This is a genomic window from Streptomyces sp. NPDC058195, assembly GCF_042883525.1.
GTDB lineage: Bacteria > Actinomycetota > Actinomycetes > Streptomycetales > Streptomycetaceae > Streptomyces.
In genome coordinates this window covers 152,156-166,770 of record NZ_JBHVVM010000017.1, presented here as the reverse complement: position 1 = coordinate 166,770, position 14,615 = coordinate 152,156, and the positions used below count along the sequence as shown (strand labels likewise).

17 protein-coding genes and 1 tRNA gene are annotated in these 14,615 nt (G+C 66.5%); 5 read left to right on the top strand and 13 right to left on the bottom strand.

Annotated features, from left to right (window positions below; translation table 11 throughout):
* The first annotated feature begins 484 nt into the window (after positions 1 to 484).
* The 3 genes from ACFVWY_RS22195 (at position 485) to ACFVWY_RS22185 (ending at position 3,557) form a co-directional block, all read left to right on the top strand.
* The gene (locus ACFVWY_RS22195) at positions 485 to 1,774 is read left to right on the top strand and encodes an MFS transporter (protein ID WP_389875054.1); all 1,290 of its coding nucleotides are present in this window, start codon (positions 485 to 487) and stop codon (positions 1,772 to 1,774) included.
* A 113-nt stretch (positions 1,775 to 1,887) separates the two neighbouring features.
* Positions 1,888 to 2,826, top strand: a complete 939-nt coding sequence (locus ACFVWY_RS22190) for a polyprenyl synthetase family protein (protein ID WP_389875066.1) — start codon at positions 1,888 to 1,890, stop codon at positions 2,824 to 2,826.
* 658 nt (positions 2,827 to 3,484) lie between these two features.
* Positions 3,485 to 3,557: transfer RNA gene (locus tag ACFVWY_RS22185), tRNA-Arg, on the top strand.
* 103 nt (positions 3,558 to 3,660) lie between these two features.
* On the opposite strand, the gene ACFVWY_RS22180 is transcribed toward ACFVWY_RS22185, so the two are convergent.
* The 11 genes from ACFVWY_RS22180 to ACFVWY_RS22130 all read right to left on the bottom strand — a co-directional run bounded on the left by ACFVWY_RS22180 (position 3,661) and on the right by ACFVWY_RS22130 (position 10,789).
* Positions 3,661 to 4,812, bottom strand: a complete 1,152-nt coding sequence (locus ACFVWY_RS22180) for a tyrosine-type recombinase/integrase (RefSeq protein ID WP_389875051.1) — start codon at positions 4,810 to 4,812, stop codon at positions 3,661 to 3,663.
* Positions 4,812 to 5,003 (bottom strand): helix-turn-helix domain-containing protein, encoded by a 192-nt coding sequence (locus ACFVWY_RS22175; protein WP_385207215.1) that lies wholly within the window; start codon positions 5,001 to 5,003, stop codon positions 4,812 to 4,814. Before ACFVWY_RS22175 ends, ACFVWY_RS22180 begins: the two co-directional genes overlap by 1 nt.
* Positions 5,000 to 6,379, bottom strand: a complete 1,380-nt coding sequence (repSA, locus tag ACFVWY_RS22170; protein ID WP_389875064.1) for a replication initiator protein RepSA — start codon at positions 6,377 to 6,379, stop codon at positions 5,000 to 5,002. The genes ACFVWY_RS22175 and repSA overlap by 4 nt, the downstream gene beginning before the upstream one ends.
* A gap of 110 nt (positions 6,380 to 6,489) precedes the next feature.
* Positions 6,490 to 6,807: a SpdD-like protein gene (locus tag ACFVWY_RS22165; protein WP_389875047.1), complete on the bottom strand. Its 318-nt coding sequence runs from the start codon at positions 6,805 to 6,807 to the stop codon at positions 6,490 to 6,492.
* Between the two features lie 23 nt (positions 6,808 to 6,830).
* Entirely contained in the window at positions 6,831 to 6,986 is a 156-nt protein-coding gene (locus ACFVWY_RS22160; RefSeq protein WP_266690365.1) for a hypothetical protein, read from the bottom strand.
* Between the two features lie 13 nt (positions 6,987 to 6,999).
* Positions 7,000 to 7,191: a mobile element transfer protein gene (locus ACFVWY_RS22155; protein WP_383920488.1), complete on the bottom strand. Its 192-nt coding sequence runs from the start codon at positions 7,189 to 7,191 to the stop codon at positions 7,000 to 7,002.
* Position 7,192: 1 nt separating this feature from the next.
* Positions 7,193 to 7,387 carry a hypothetical protein gene (locus ACFVWY_RS22150; RefSeq protein ID WP_384750044.1) on the bottom strand — a complete coding sequence of 65 codons (195 nt, stop codon included), beginning with the start codon at positions 7,385 to 7,387 and terminating at the stop codon, positions 7,193 to 7,195.
* Between the two features lie 19 nt (positions 7,388 to 7,406).
* Positions 7,407 to 8,072 carry a DUF2637 domain-containing protein gene (locus ACFVWY_RS22145; RefSeq protein ID WP_389875046.1) on the bottom strand — a complete coding sequence of 222 codons (666 nt, stop codon included), beginning with the start codon at positions 8,070 to 8,072 and terminating at the stop codon, positions 7,407 to 7,409.
* 82 nt (positions 8,073 to 8,154) lie between these two features.
* Positions 8,155 to 9,510, bottom strand: a complete 1,356-nt coding sequence (locus tag ACFVWY_RS22140; protein WP_389875043.1) for an FtsK/SpoIIIE domain-containing protein — start codon at positions 9,508 to 9,510, stop codon at positions 8,155 to 8,157.
* 3 nt (positions 9,511 to 9,513) lie between these two features.
* Entirely contained in the window at positions 9,514 to 9,870 is a 357-nt protein-coding gene (locus tag ACFVWY_RS22135) for a hypothetical protein (protein WP_384221436.1), read from the bottom strand.
* 139 nt (positions 9,871 to 10,009) lie between these two features.
* A complete protein-coding gene (locus tag ACFVWY_RS22130) occupies positions 10,010 to 10,789 on the bottom strand; it encodes a GntR family transcriptional regulator (RefSeq protein ID WP_389875040.1) in 780 nt (259 codons plus the stop codon).
* Between the two features lie 18 nt (positions 10,790 to 10,807).
* Between ACFVWY_RS22130 and ACFVWY_RS22125 the strand changes: the two genes are divergently transcribed.
* On the top strand, positions 10,808 to 11,272 hold the full coding sequence (locus ACFVWY_RS22125; protein WP_389875038.1) for an NUDIX hydrolase: 465 nt from the start codon (positions 10,808 to 10,810) through the stop codon (positions 11,270 to 11,272).
* 585 nt (positions 11,273 to 11,857) lie between these two features.
* Here the strand turns inward: ACFVWY_RS22125 and ACFVWY_RS22120 are convergent.
* A complete protein-coding gene (locus ACFVWY_RS22120) occupies positions 11,858 to 12,709 on the bottom strand; it encodes a TIGR02391 family protein (RefSeq protein WP_389875036.1) in 852 nt (283 codons plus the stop codon).
* 291 nt (positions 12,710 to 13,000) lie between these two features.
* Here ACFVWY_RS22120 and ACFVWY_RS22115 point away from each other — a divergent pair, with 291 nt between their 5' ends.
* The gene (locus ACFVWY_RS22115) at positions 13,001 to 13,312 is read left to right on the top strand and encodes a GIY-YIG nuclease family protein (protein WP_389875033.1); all 312 of its coding nucleotides are present in this window, start codon (positions 13,001 to 13,003) and stop codon (positions 13,310 to 13,312) included.
* A 275-nt stretch (positions 13,313 to 13,587) separates the two neighbouring features.
* Here ACFVWY_RS22115 and ACFVWY_RS22110 read toward each other — a convergent pair whose 3' ends face one another.
* Positions 13,588 to 14,355: a hypothetical protein gene (locus tag ACFVWY_RS22110; protein WP_389875031.1), complete on the bottom strand. Its 768-nt coding sequence runs from the start codon at positions 14,353 to 14,355 to the stop codon at positions 13,588 to 13,590.
* Positions 14,356 to 14,615: the final 260 nt, after the last annotated feature.

Sequence of the window (14,615 nt, the reverse complement as noted above, 5' to 3'; positions counted from 1 at the left end):
ACCGCAAAACAAACGGAGTGCTGTAAGCCAAACTCCCCGGCGCAACCTGATCGGCAAGCCACAACCGACGCTGCCCGAACGACAACGCAACCCTGCGGTCTTCCGAGTTCAACTCGAGCCCCTCTCGCATCCCTGATGGGGGTTACCTGCCGAACGGCCTTTCGCTTATTGGACCTTACCAGCGAGGTCCGAGATACAAGAGTGCTTTGCGTGACGGGTACGAGGGCCGTGCCGAAGGAGCCCCCGAACCTCCACATGCGGCCTGAACAGAGTGACTGATCCCGGGCGTTCCGTACCCCCTCCCACATTCATAGAGTGACCGAGATCACTTCACAATCGACCCTCATAGCCTCTGCGATCCACAACACCTTGACAGCCATCGGAGCCGAGAGTTGGATGGCTCGCGGCCTCACTGAGTGGTTAGACAACGGGCCTTCGTTGCACGAGAGTCGAAGCAGACACGGCCCGCAAGGGAGCGCAGCAAGTGCAGTTTCTTCAACTCCCCACTCTGCAAGGCCCTCTACAGAGTCGAAATTTTCGGCTGCTCGCGACCTGCAATGCCATCTCTGTCACCGGCTCATCGATTGCGACCGTCGCAATACCCTTTGCCGTGCTCGAAGTTGGCGGTTCGGCCGGCGACGTCGGACTCGTCGCGACCGCCAAGCTCGTCCCTCTCACCGCCTTCCTCCTGATCGGGGGAGTGATCGCGGACCGCTGGCCCCGCCACCGAGTCCTGGTCGCCGCGAACGTTGTGCAGGCCACCGCCGAAGGTGCCGCAGCCGGTCTGGTCCTCAGCGGCCACGCCCAGGTCTGGCACCTGGGCGTACTGTCCGCGGTCGGCGGCATGGGCGTCGCCGTCAGCTACCCGGCCGCGCAGGGACTGCTCCCCCACACCGTGCCGGCCGAACTGCGGCAGCAGGCTGTGGCGCTGGACCGCATGTGCCGCAACACGGCATCGATCGGTGGTGCCGCGCTCGGCGGTCCGCTCATCGCGTTATGGGGTTCAGGGCTGGGCCTCGGCATCGACGCTGCGAGTTTCGCTGTCGCCGCGGCCCTCAGGTTTCGCATGACCTTCTCCAGTCTGCCTCGGATTCAGAAATCCAACATGGTTTCCGAACTCCGCCAGGGATGGCGGACGTTCACTTCTCGGCGCTGGCTGTGGGTGACCGTCACACTGTCCGGGGTCGTCACCACTGCGAGCTCGGCCCTGATCTCGGTATTGGGGCCGCTGTCCGCCGATCTGCACCTCGGCGGTGCACGCAGCTGGGGATTCATCGTCGCCGCGTATGGTTTCGGAGCCGTTGTCGGCGGTCTGGTACTCCTCAGATTCCGGCCGCGCCGCATACTCCTGGTGGGAATCCTTTCCTTTCCCGCCCTGTCCCTGCTGTTCTTCGCGCTCGCCATTCCTCTGACAACGCCGGTCAATATCGCCTTGTCCTTCCTGGCGGGCGCATTTCTCGAAATCTTCGAGATTGGCTGGGCCATCGCGCTACAGCAGGAGGTTCCGCCGGAAGAGCTCTCCCGTATTTCCTCGTACGACGCACTCGGGAATTACGCCCTCAGCCCGGCGGGAACCGCAGCAGCTGGTGGGCTGACCGACGCATTCGGCCTCCCAGCCGTCCTCGTCGGCAACGGCGTTCTCATTCTGCTCCTCAGCGTCGCCGCCCCGTTGGTGCCCGAGATCCGACGCCTACGCGGGCGACCACCGGGCCCCTCTACGGCCAAGGCGGTGAAGGGCGGGCACGGGGATGTGCAAACTGAACGTTCAGCGTGATTAGATACAATCGTTAATACGTGACTTGCTGGGTACAGTTGGAGATTTACGTGAGATCTGCTCTACCCGTGAATATTGCCGATGCGGAATTGGCCGACGAGCTCACCCTGAGCATGAAGCTGGTCGAGGAACGACTATTCGCCGCGGTAGAAACAGACAACGGCCTGCTGGCCACCGCTGCGCGCCACCTCATCAGCGCCGGCGGAAAGCGGCTTCGGCCGTTCCTGGTCCTTCTGGGCGCCCAGTTCGGAGCTCACCGAGGTGAGCACATCCTGTCGGCCGCGGCGTCCATGGAACTCACCCACATCGGGACGCTGTACCACGACGACGTCATGGACGAGGCCACCATCCGGCGCGGGGTGCCGAGTGCGCACGTGCTGTGGGGCACCAAGGTCGCCGTGCTCACAGGGGACTTCCTCTACTCACGCGCTTCTCAGATCCTGGCAGAACTCGGGGATGAGGCGATCCGTCTCCACGCACGGACCTTCAGCCGACTCTGCGAGGGCCAGTCGGCCGAGACGGCGGGCCCGCAGTCCGAGGCCGACAGGCTCCCTCACTATCTCGACGTCCTCGCCAACAAGACCGCATCGCTGTTCGCCGCCTCGGGCGAGCTCGGCGGCCTCCTTTCGGGTGCGCCGGGCGAGACCGTGGCGCGGATCGGCAGGGCGTGCGAAGCGTGGGGGATCGCCTACCAGTTGTCCGACGACGTGCTCGACATCACCAGCGAGGCCGACCAGAGCGGCAAACCCCCCGGGGCCGACCTCCGCGAGGGTGTCCCCACCCTGCCGATGATCTACGCCGCTCGCTCGTCCGTCGCCACGGACGCCCGGCTCGTGGAGTTGATGCGGTCCGGCCAGCTGACCGACCCCGCCCTGCACGCCGAGGCGCTGAAGCTCCTCCAGGAGCATCCAGCCGTCGAGATGACGCGGGCGGAAGTGCGGAAGTGGGCGGGCGTGGCCAGGCAAGAGATCGCGGATCTGCCCAGCTCACCGGCGCGTGACGTCCTTGAGATGCTCTGCGATTTCGTCGTGGACCGGACCGAGAACGGCTGACTCAGGAAGAGGCGGCTGGAGAGCTGAGTGACACCCGGCCTGGGTCGCCGAGCAGCGGGCCAGGAGGGTGTCACCGTGCCCGAGCCGCATCCGAAGGAATTCCGCCAGGGCAACGTACGGGCCGCACAACCGTGAACCCGGCGTCACGCCGGAGCACGTCGCCGCCGATTGCGCCGTCCGTACGGCCTCGTTGACGAAGCAGACCCGACGTGCCGAGACCGGGGAGCGCGGCGAGCCGCCCCCGCCGCTCCCGGCCCCGCAGCGATTCACGCTTCGGCATCAGCCGGTCGACAGGCGACCCGGCCCGCCGCGCTCCGCCATGAACGGCCGACGGCCTTCCCTCCCCCGGCCACCTCGGCTCCACGTCCGCGACGGAACGGACAAACCGGTCCTGCGCCACGCACAGACCGAGACGAACACCAGCCAGCACCGCACAGAAAACTGCAGGTCACCCCCTTCGCAACCCCCCACCCCCCGTACTCCACACCTCCGCTCCGCCTCGATCCGCTACGCTGTTCACGTCAGCGGTCAGGTCGCGCAGGACGTCCGCCCGGGAAACCGTCGCGAGCACCAGCGCACCCCCACTGACCAGCGGGCCTGTACACCTCGACTGAAGATCCACTCGCTGGGTTTTCTCCGAGATTCTCTACAGGCCCGGGCCTCCGTAGCTCAGGGGATAGAGCACCGCTCTCCTAAAGCGGGTGTCGCAGGTTCGAATCCTGCCGGGGGCACAAGAGATAAGGCCAGCTAGGAGATGTTCCTAGCTGGCCTTCGTCATGGCACCTAGGAACGTTCCTAGGTGGTGACATCCACATCTGACATCAACGAGGGCGGTCACTGACGACCGGGGCGCCTCCTGAGCAGCCGGTCCATGTGGCTCATGGCCTCCCGCTGCGTGTCCTGGACGACGTGGGTGTAGACGTCCATCGTGATGCTGATCTGAGAGTGCCCGAGGATCTCCATCACGACGCGGGGCGCGACCCCAGCCGCCGTGAGCAGAGTGGCCGTACCGTGTCGGGCATCATGCAGCCGGATCACGCGAAGGCCGGCGGACTCGGCGACGCGGGTGAAGGAGCGGTAGACGTTCCGCGGCTCGACCTGGCGGCCGGTGCGGGTGGTGAAGACGTAGCCGGACTCCTGCCACCGCTCCCCCGCCTTGGCACGAGCAGTTGCCTGCCGCATCCGGTGCCAGCGCAGGGGTGCGATACAGAGGGCGGGCAGTGGGACGACCCGGCGACGGCGGCTCTTGGGGTCGTCGTCGTACAGGACGCCCCGACGACGCTGGGTCTGCTGGCGGACGTGAAGAACGCGGTTGTCCAGGTCGAGGTCCGACCAGCGCAGTCCGACGATCTCACCCCGGCGAAGCCCCATGGCGATGGCGAGCACGAACGCCGCGTACAACGGGTCCTTGCGGGAGACCGCGAGGAAGTCCAACGTTTCGTCGAGAGTCCAGGGCTTCAGTTCGCGGCTGTCGGTTCGGGGCGGCTCGACAAGCTTGGCGACGTTGCGCGTGATCAGTTCCTCGCGGCAGGCGGAGGACAGCGCCGACCGCAGGACGCTGTGGGACTCCTTGGCGGTTGCCGCAGTGGTCTCCTTCTCCAGGCGGACGAGGAAGCGGCGTACGTCGGCGACGCCGAGCGCTTCGAGCCGCTTGGCACCGATCAACGGCACCAGGTACAGCCGGACATGCGCTTCGTACTTGTCATACGTGCTGAGCTTCCGCCGGGGCTTGATGACGTTGTCCAGCCAGTACGGCAGCCACTCGGAGAGCTTGGCCGACTTGGTGGGCACGGGCACGCCCTGGTCGACCTTGGCAAGCAGCTCACGGCGTTTGGCGTCGCACTCGGCCCAGGTCTTGCCGTAGGCGAACTTGCGAGCGCGGGTGCCGTCCGGCTGAAGGACGTACACAGCGCATTGGTAACGGCCGTCCTTGCGCTTCGTTATGGTGCCGGCGCCGTTGGGATTGCGCTTGCGGGTGCCAGCCATCAGGCAGCCTCCTCGATCTGTCCGAGGACGAAGTCACGAACGGCGATGTCGGGGATACGACGAGCCCCATCGATCTTGATCGAGACGAGACGGCGCGAGCGGATCAGGTCGTAGACCTTCGAGCGTCCGACTTTGAGACGCGCCATGACTTCCGGCACGGTCAGCAGTTCGGCGGTAATGGCGGTGGTCATGCTGCGGCCCCTTCCAGGGTGAGTTGGTCTTGCAGTGCTTCGCGCGCCGTCTCCCGGTTGAGCTGGAGATCCCTGGCGATTGAGGCGGCAAGGGCGGATTCACCGGGGGTGTGGCCGTGGCCGGCGTACTGCCAGTCGGTGAGGACGAGGACGGTGTCCGGTTCGCGGTCCTCCAGACCCAGGGCGGCGGCCTCCTGGGCGGCTCGGTAGTCGGCGCGGGCCTGGCGGAGAGCGCCGAGGGTGGTGGAGTAGCGGCGGGACTTGGAGGAGAAGTGGCCGCGGAAGCCGAGCATGTGCGCCCAGGCCCAGAGGCGCCGGTCCGGGTAGAGGCTGTCCAGGTCGCGGCATGCGGTGATCAGGCGGCGGGTGTGGTCCGGGACCTGGTGGCGGTCGAGTTCGGCGAGTTCTCCGATGCGGCGATCGAGGGTGCCGGTGTTCTCGGCTGCCTTGGTGGAGTACTTGGCGACGTAGGAGGCGACGGCCTGTTCGGTGATGTCGGAGCCGTCACCGAAGGCCTTCACCGGGCGGACGTCGAGCTGTGTTCCCCAGCGGAAGGACCGGGCCGGTTGGTCCCCGGCGGACGGGACGGAGACGGACGTGTAGGAGTGCGCCGCAGCTGCGTGGATCGAGTCGGCGAGCAGATCGACCGTTGCCCAGGCGGGTGGCGGCGTTCCAGGCCCCTCTGGGCCGTCGAGCCGGATCACTGCGTGGAAGTGCAGGGCGCCACGCTTCTGGAATTCGGCGACCTTGCCGTAGGAGACGCGGAGGCGGTCGGCGAGTTCTCGGCGGGTAAGGCCGGCGCGGGCGGCGAGTTCGCGACGCAGGCGGGTGGTGAAGCGCTGCCAGAGGTGTCCGGCGTGGTTGTTGAACAGGACGGCGCCCGCGTAGTCGTACGTGGCGGGGTCGAGGGCAGTGCCCAGTTCCGATGCGTCCGGGGTGTGCTGGACGCCGCAGCGGCAGACGCCGCGGTCGGGCCGGTTGTGGACCGGGCCGAAGGAGGGGGCGGTGAGGGTGGCGAAGACGCGGGGGTGGTCCCTGACGGTGGTGGGGACGTCCCGGCAGTCGTCACCGGCCAGGCCCGCGCGGATGAGGTGGTAGGTGTCGCCCGCGTAGGTCCAGGCGCAGGAGGGGCAGCGGGAGGCGCGGCGGTTGCCGCAGGCGAGGCGGAGACGTCCGCCGGGCTCGTTGAAGGTGGTGTAGTGGTGCAGGGTCTCGCCGGTGGTCTTGTCCTTGTGGAGGGTCCAGCCGGTCAGGTGGATGGGGTCGGAGCAGCCGCCGGTACGGCGGATCTGGTCTTCCCAGCGGGTGTAGTCGGGAGCCGAGGCCACCCGTAGGAGGTCGCCGAGGGTGGTCGGGTCGAGCAGCGGGGCAGGCATGGGTGAGGCGCGATGCGCCATGCTGGGTTCTTCCTTCCGGTTGTGAGATCGGACAGGGACGGCGCCCGGGCGGCGGATGCTTGGCGGTATCGAGGCCGCCCGGGGGCCGGTCAGCGTCGCTTGGCGTCGGTATTGACGAGGGAGCGGATCACCAGGGCACAGACGGCGACCGAGGCGCCGGTGATGGCGACCGCGAGAAGCATGGAGACCAGGACGGCGCCGACGACCAGGACCACGGCCGCCCCGCCGCCGACGAGGGCGAGGGCGGTGCCCGGGGTGAGCTGCACCGTGGGCCGTGCCGGCGCCGCAGCAACCGGGGCAGGGGGCGGAACCTGAGCGCTCGGTACGACGGTGGTCGGCTCCACGGCCACGGGCGGCATGACGTGGCCGGTGGGTGTGGGGTTGGTCGGGATCTTCGGGCGGAGCATCGATGTTCTCCCTTCGGGTCGTGTTACTTGACGAAGCCGTTGACGACGGGGGCAAGCACGCTGTCGGCGAGGAGGAAGCCGCCGAGGAGGAGCACGGCGATGAGCCACCAGGGCGGGCGGATGAGCTTGACGCCGAGGTAGCCGACGGTGAGCAGCGCGAGCCAGAGCGGAACGTCCATTGGGGTCGGCCTCCTAGCTGACGCGGCAGCGGTGGGTGCGGGCGGCGAGCTGTGCGGCAGACTGGCTGGAGTAGTCGGCGGACCAGCCGCACCCGTCGTTGGTACACACGGCGGCGTGCTTGGTCCGGCCGCGGCGGTCGCGGTGGGTGCCGATCTGCACGGGGCCGATCCGCATCACGGAGTGGAAGAAGTCGCGGGCAGGCATGTCAGTCGGTTTCCTCTCGGGTGGTGGTCGGGTCGGGGAAGGTGGCGCGGATGCCGGCGGCAGTGGCCGGGTCGGTGGTGCGCTGGGCGGCTTCCTCGGCGAGCAGGTGGGCGAGGTAGGGCCGGTTGGCGGCGGTCATCTCGCGGGCACCGTCGAGGTAGTCGGCCGCGGTCAGATCGGCCGGGTCACGGGTCATGGCTTGTCTCTCTTCTGGGTCAGGCGAGTTGGGCGGCGATGGCGTCGGCGAGATGGGGCGGTACGCCGAGGCGGGCGCGGAGGGTTTCGGTGTCGATCCGGGCGCCGGTGCGGGCGTGGTGGTCGTCGGCGACCTTGCGGGCGTGGGCGACCAGCGCGGCCGGGACCGGCACGGCTGTGGGCAGGGCCGGGGCTTCCTCGGGATCCGGGGCGGCGACGGGTTCGGGTACCCGGCTCGACTCAGCGGCGACGGCGTCGTGATCCGTCTCAGGCGCGGGGTCCGGAGCCGGGGCGGAAGGTGCCGACGGAGCCGGGGAGGGGTCCGCGGGTGAGTGGGCGAGGAGGGTGCCGCCCATGAAGGCCAGGGCGGGCCAGGCGGCGACGAGGATGCACAGCCAGGCCGGGACGTCGTTCAGGTCGAGCAGTCCGGCGGTGGCAACGTTGGCGCCGAGGGAGGCGACCAGGGCGATGAGGAACCAGCACCAGGCCAGCCGGGACGGCCCATCGGCACGCAGCCGACGCCAGGCGGCGACCAAGAGCAGGTCCACCGAGACCGGATAGGCCCAGGCCTTCCAGCCCGTCTGCCCGGCAGCGGCGGCAAGGTCGTGCAGGTGGGCGAAGGACAGTGCCCCGGCGATGACGGCCTGAACGAGTACGGCGTCGATGCGGAGAGCGGGGCGGGCCATCACGGCTCCTTCCTGTGATCAGGCGTGGCGGGGGTAGGGAACCGGCGCGAAGGGCGGCCGCGCCGACCGTGGGAGGGGTGGGTCAGGCGGTGGCGGGGGCTGTCTTGGACAGCGGCACGCGGGCCGAGTGCAGCGGGGCGACCGCGGGCCGGAAGGGCGCGAGGGCGGGCAGCTCGGGCGTGCGGTAGGCGTACTTGTTGCAGACGTTCACGGCTTGGCGCAGCGAGGTGTGCGGGGCGCGGATGCGGTGCCAGCCGCCGGTGGAGTCCGCGGCAATGGCGATGCCGCGCGTCTCGGCAGGAATCTGGATGGCGGCGAGTACGGCATCCGGCGCAATGTCGCCGAAGGCCATGTTCGCGGACGTCTCGTCGTTGACGCGGTGCGCGGTGCGGCCGGTGAGCTGGGCACGGAGCATCGTGATGCCCTTGCCGAGTTCGGAGCCGAAACGTTGCCCACAGATCTCCAAGTAGACGCCGGCCGCGCGGCCGAGCTGGGCGAGACGGACCAGGGCGGTGATGATCCGGTCCCGCCGCTTCTCTTCCTCCTTGTTGGCGAAGAGGGCGAGTTCGGCAACCTCGTCGACCAGGACGACGACCGGAACCGGCCGTAGATCCTCGGGCAGGTCCCAGATGTCGGCTGCGATCTCCGCGTCTGGCACAGCGACGCTGACCCGCTGCTCAGCGCGGATGAGCTGATACACGTCCTGCATGTGGGACACCAGCGCCTCCAGCAACTCCAATGCGGTGTCGGGGTTGTCGGCGAGCGCGGAGAACCGGCGTGCCAGCGGGAACAGTTCGACGCCTTGCTTGCAGTCAATGCCGACCAACGCGACGTTGTGTGGGGCGAGCCCGGCGACGAGGTTGCGCTGGTAGACGGACTTGCCGGACTCCGTGGCGCCGAGGGTCAGACCATGCGGGACAGCGCGATAGTCCCGGTAATGAACCGATCCGTCCTCTCGCAGGGCGACCGGGATGCGCATCGGTCGGGTGTCGGTCCTGACCGGCATCTGCACCCGTTTGAGTACGTCGTAGCCGGTCATCCGGATCTCGACCACACCCGAGCGCAACTCACGGGAGTTCACGCCGTACATCCCGAAGGAATGGCGCAGCCGGTCAGAGGCGGCGGCGACATCGAAGGCGTCCTGTCCCGGGCGGAGTTTGAGCCTGAGAACCAGGCCGGTGTAGGTGGGCCGCAGCCGCAGAATGCGCGGCGCGCGAGATTCCGGCGCCGGGCGGTTGGCTATCCGGGCCAGCATCAGCCGCCAGCGCGAGGGCGGGACCGTCAGCCCGCAGGCCTCCATGACGGAGGCGTAGCGGACCAGGACGCGCACGACAGCGAGCGCGACCCCGAAGGTCAGCCAGTACCAGGCGGGACGCCGCCACCGCAGGAGACCCGCAGCGGCGACGACCACCAGCAGCAAAACCGTCGGCCACGTCATGGCTCAGGCCACCTTCGAGCCCGTGCCTGTGGCTACCAGCGAGGTGACAGCGACGGCGCGGAAGGCAATGCCGTGCCGCTTCTGGCCGTTGAATTCGTTCTCCCACGGCCGGGCGATCAGCCCCGTGAGGGCGGCCGGGGTGCCCATGGTCAGGTCACCGGAGATGCCGGTCTCCGGAACGGTGATGGACAGGATCTCGACTTCGTCGTTGGCCGCGAACATCACGTCCACGGTCATCAACTGCGCGCCGGTCTCGGCGTCGGTGGCGATCTCGCCGGTACGGCGGTCCTTCACCTTCGGCTGCGGGGTCTTGGCAACCATCACGGTCGCGGCGGAGGTGTCGACCGGGATCTGACGCACAGTGGATCACTCCTCTATAGATGCCGAACTCCGCCACTCATGTATATGAGTGACATGAAGAAGAGTGCCTCACTCATGTACATGAGTCAACCCGCCGCGACATCGAAGTCGCGACGGGTTGCGGGAAGTTGAGCGGGCGTCAGTCGCCGGCCGGGATCCGATACTCGAAAACGAACTGGTCAGCAGCCATGAGCGTGTCGCAGACCTCAACCACGAGGCCGGTTGTCGTACGGGCCTCCCGGATGAGGTGAACCACCGGCGCACCCGGGCTGAGCGCCAGCTCGGTGGCTTCCGCCTTGGAGGCCGGCCGAGCTTGCAGCGTCTCGACAAACTCAGCGAACTCATGCCCGTGGTCTTCGAGTCGGGCGTAGATGCCACCGCCGCCGGGGTTCTCGGCGAACAGCTCCGGGATCTCCTTCACCACGTCCCACGGGAGATATGAGGAGGCGGTCTCGACCGGGGTGCCGTTGCGGAAGTAGAGACGCCGACGGGCGAGCACCTGAGTGCCAGCGGGGACGCCCAGTCGCTGGGCTGCATCCGCGGGGGCCTCCATGGGCCCGATGTAGAGGACGCTCACCTTGGCAGTGGCGCCGGACTGCGCGGACTCCGCGAGGTACGCGGCCTTGCCGCCCTGGCGGAGCGAGCGCCGGAAGCGGTCGGAGGAGCGGTGGCGTACCGGCGGCCGGTCTTTCACGATCGAGCCCTTGCCATGCCGGGTCTCGACGAGCCCGCTCGCCCGCACTTCGACCATGGCCTTGCGGATCGTGCCGCCGGACACGCCATAGCGCTCCACCAGCTCAGACTCACTCGGCACCATGTCGCCAGGCTTGAGCACACCAGCCCTGATCTGCTGCACGAGCTCGTCCGCGATCTGCACATACCGAGGGCCGGACCTGCCCCCCTCTACCGCAGTTCCCATAGTCCTTCCATGCCTCCTATGCTCCTGTACATGAGTCAACCACAGGAAGCAACGTCGCCGCCCCTGCACTCCGTATCCGTAGCCGGGGTAGTGGTGCGCGAAGACGGGCGCCTCCTGGCGATTCGCCGAGCCGACAACGGCACCTGGGAACTCCCCGGCGGCATTCTCGAACTCGACGAGACCCCCGAGGCCGGCGTAGCCCGCGAAGTCTGGGAAGAGACAGGCATCCACATCGAGGTCGACAATCTCACCGGCGTCTACAAGAACACCACCCGAGGCATCGTCGCCCTGGTCTTCCGCTGCAAGCCCTCCGGCGGCACCGAGCGCACATCAAGCGAGTCAACAGCCGTCTCCTGGCTCACGCCCGACGAAGTCAGCGAGCGCATGTCCGAGGTCTACGCGATCAGGCTCTTGGACGCCTTGGACGGCAACGGGCCCCACGTACGAAGCCACGATGGCAAGCACCTCATCCCAGCGGGATAAGACTTTCCCTACTTCATCAAGTGCCCGCGCAAGGCGCGGGCTGGCCCCTTATGCCCGGCCCTCTGCGCCTTCGGCGCCCAGGCCGGACCCCTGGGGCCGCAGCGAACTACGGCCCCTGAGTCGAGAACCAAGCCCGCGGCTTCAAGACATGCCTCCGGCGGGGGCGCTCCGACTCCGGGATGGACGGGGCGCCGTTCGCGAGTGCCGGCCGGAGCGTGGCGAGCGTCGTGGGCTCCCATCCCGACCACCTCCGGCCCAGGCAGAGCCGAGCAGCCGCGGCCCAGGGCGTCAAGGTCGTTCGTACAGTGGCGCGCTCCACCTTGACGCCCTGAACCACGACCGCTCCACGGTGTGTGGGTCAAAGGCGGACGGGATGGGAGCTGGGGTGAGTGGTGGGTTGAGGGGGTGGTGCGATACGAAGACCCAGGCTACGAGGCCCCCAGACCATCCACTCTCTCGTACGTGGCTTCCAAAGCAGCGCTGTGGGCAGAGGTCGGACAGGTCAATTCGCGAAGATTCCCCGGAACCGCCCGTCATGGCGGTACCAGATGATTCCCAACATAACCAGAGGCCGCAGAGAACCGATCACTTCTGTACTGGCTTAGCTCTATCCAAAGCCCTATGCAGTGCGCTCGCAACGGACAGCCACTCGGCTACTTCGTTCTGGTTGAAGTTTGGATCCGACGGACGATGTGCGCGAGGGTTTCTGGCCGCACGGTATAGCGCCATGCCAAGGTGCATGTACCCTTCCTGCTCACTCACATCGGACTTGGTTTCACCTTCGTTGATCGCGATCATTCTCCGACTACCGAGCGCGGTGCTCACCAGCGAAGCGCCGTCGTCGTCCAAACCACTAAGTTGGCGTATCCGAGCACCCACACTCTTGCATGCCTCTTCGACTGCCTCGTCACCGTGACCACTGGCCAGCCGCGCTAGGGCACTGGACCGGATGGCAGGATGCAAATGATGTAGCTGAGCCTCGATTTCGGCTCCTCCACTTGAACTCATCCTTGCCAGTTCAGGATGATTGATCGCCTGAAGGACGAACGCTTGAATACTCCTCACGAGTTCTTCGCACGTTCGCTTTACGGGCCCGGATGCGTAGACCCAGGAGGTCTCTCGCTGACTCTTAGAGAGAGTCACGGAGACGCACATGTCGGAATCATCGCCGTCACGTTCGGCGCGACTGATGTCTACCTCAGTGACATCTCTATGATCGTCACCCAATCCGATCTTGGCATCGATCAATGAGGTGTATCTCCCGTATAAATCCCGCTTACCCTTGACGGCGATATAAGTCTCCGCGTCAGGCCATTGGTCGGTCACTCTCTCCACTTCTTTAATGATCTCTTCAATCAGTACCCAATTCTGGTGGTGCCCATGGGGCACCAATGCGTTAGCGGAGAAATCTCTCCTTGCCATCCGCGTGACCTCCATTCAGTGTGAGGTAGCTGTGACCACCTAGCCCCTGAAGCATAGTCAGGACGTGCTCCCAGGGAGCGGCTCATCAGCAAGATCGATCAACGTACTTGACAGGGTGGGCGCTTGAGGGGATGTACCGCAGTGGAGTACAACAATCAGACCGCGGACCGACAGAGGCTGGAAACCAACGCGGACCCCCATGCCGTAGGGACTGGGGGCACCAGGCCTGTTGGGCTACTCGAAGATGTTCGGGAGGGGGATGCGGTTAACGCGGCGGTTAGCGTTCCACGCGGAGGCAACGGCCAAGTGAGGCGCCTTGAGTCGGCCCTTGGCGCCGTCGGCACGCGTGTTGTCGTTGGTGGCTATGTGGGCAGCGGCAAGCGGATGACCTTCGGAAAGGGCGGCGAAGCCGCCTTGAGCCAGTGGATGGTCGGCAACGCGCGAGTGTGCTGGATCAAGCAGAGCGAACCTTGGACCTTGGAGTCACAGTTCATCTCCCAACTCGATCTCCCGCTGAATCTCGACCCAAATCGCCACAACGCGTTCCACAGCCGCCTGAAGGAGCTTCGAGCCCAAGCGCGCTACCGGGCCCGGTGGAGGTTACCCATCAGCGTGTAGGGCAGTTGAGCCGCGCCGATCCTGCGCACGCGTGACAACGCCGACGCACAGCGGGGGACGGGCGCGGAGGCCTGCGGATCATCAGCGCAGGTGAAAGCCGCACCAGCCCAAGGCAGCACCCCCTGCCCAAGCTGCTTCGCGACAAAACGGTCACAGATTCAAATATCGCAACCCTGACAGCTGAACCTCTGAGTAAAGACCTTGATTTATCCACTTGAGCCTCAACTACGGGCCCAGGTGGGAGCTCGGGCCTAGCCAGTTGGCGCTTGGCCCGTTCAGTACCTCCTTGCGTCCGAGAGGGAAGCCGCAGCACTCTGAATGTTGTCGGCTGCGTTGTTGAGAGCTTCCGGCAACTCTGCCAGGCGCATCAAGGCCTGAGCGGCGGAAGTCAGCAAGCTGATGTTGTCTTGCAGGTGCGCAAGGTCGTCACCGGCCTCCATAAGCAAAGGCGCATTGTCCTGGAGATGCGCCAGGTTTCGGCTGGCCTCGAAGGCCATCCAGGCCGTTTCCTCCGAAATGCCAGGCGTACGCCCCTGTGTGCGCTCAAGGTCTGTCTTGAGGACCTTGAGAAGAGACGACAACTCCGGCACCTGTTTCGCGATGGCCCCCAACACTGGAGCGAGCCGATCGACGTACTGATCCTGAGCCTCTTGGATCATCTTTACCAACCGAGCCTCAGTCAGCCCGCTCAGGCCCGCAAGGGCGTCCTGCCCGTCGGCTTCGCGGACACGCTTCCACCCTTCAAGGATGTCCACGGTGTATTTCTCGCCGTCCACACCGTCGACACGCTTGTGGTGCACATTGCACAACAACAGCAGGTTGGCGAAGCTGTTCCGACCTTCCAAGCTCCACGAAGGGTCGTACCGTTTCCCGCCCATCTTCAAAGCACGAATGTGGGCGATGTCCAGGTTCAGGACGGGCTTGCCGTCGATGATGCGCACCGTCGGCGCTCCACAGCGGGGGGCGTAGCAGCCGCCTCTCGCTAAGGTCATGAGCGCGGCGATGGTGGTGTTGTCGTACTTCCTGTGCGTTTCCTCGGCCATGGTGCCTCCTCCAGTCGACAGAACTGCTTGGAACGATAGAGGCAGGTACCGACAACTGGTTTACCGTGCCCAGCGGTTGATCGAACCCATGTACCTCTGCCGCTGGCCGCAACCAAGGTCAGCGGGTGTGTTGATCGCTGGAACCTCGTACTAGGAACGTCGCTCGGTCGGGTGTGACCAACGCATGCGCATGCCGGTGGGAAGCGAGCGCGGAGAGTCCTACATCGGGCTCCTGTGGGTTACCTGTGGACGGTCGCCAG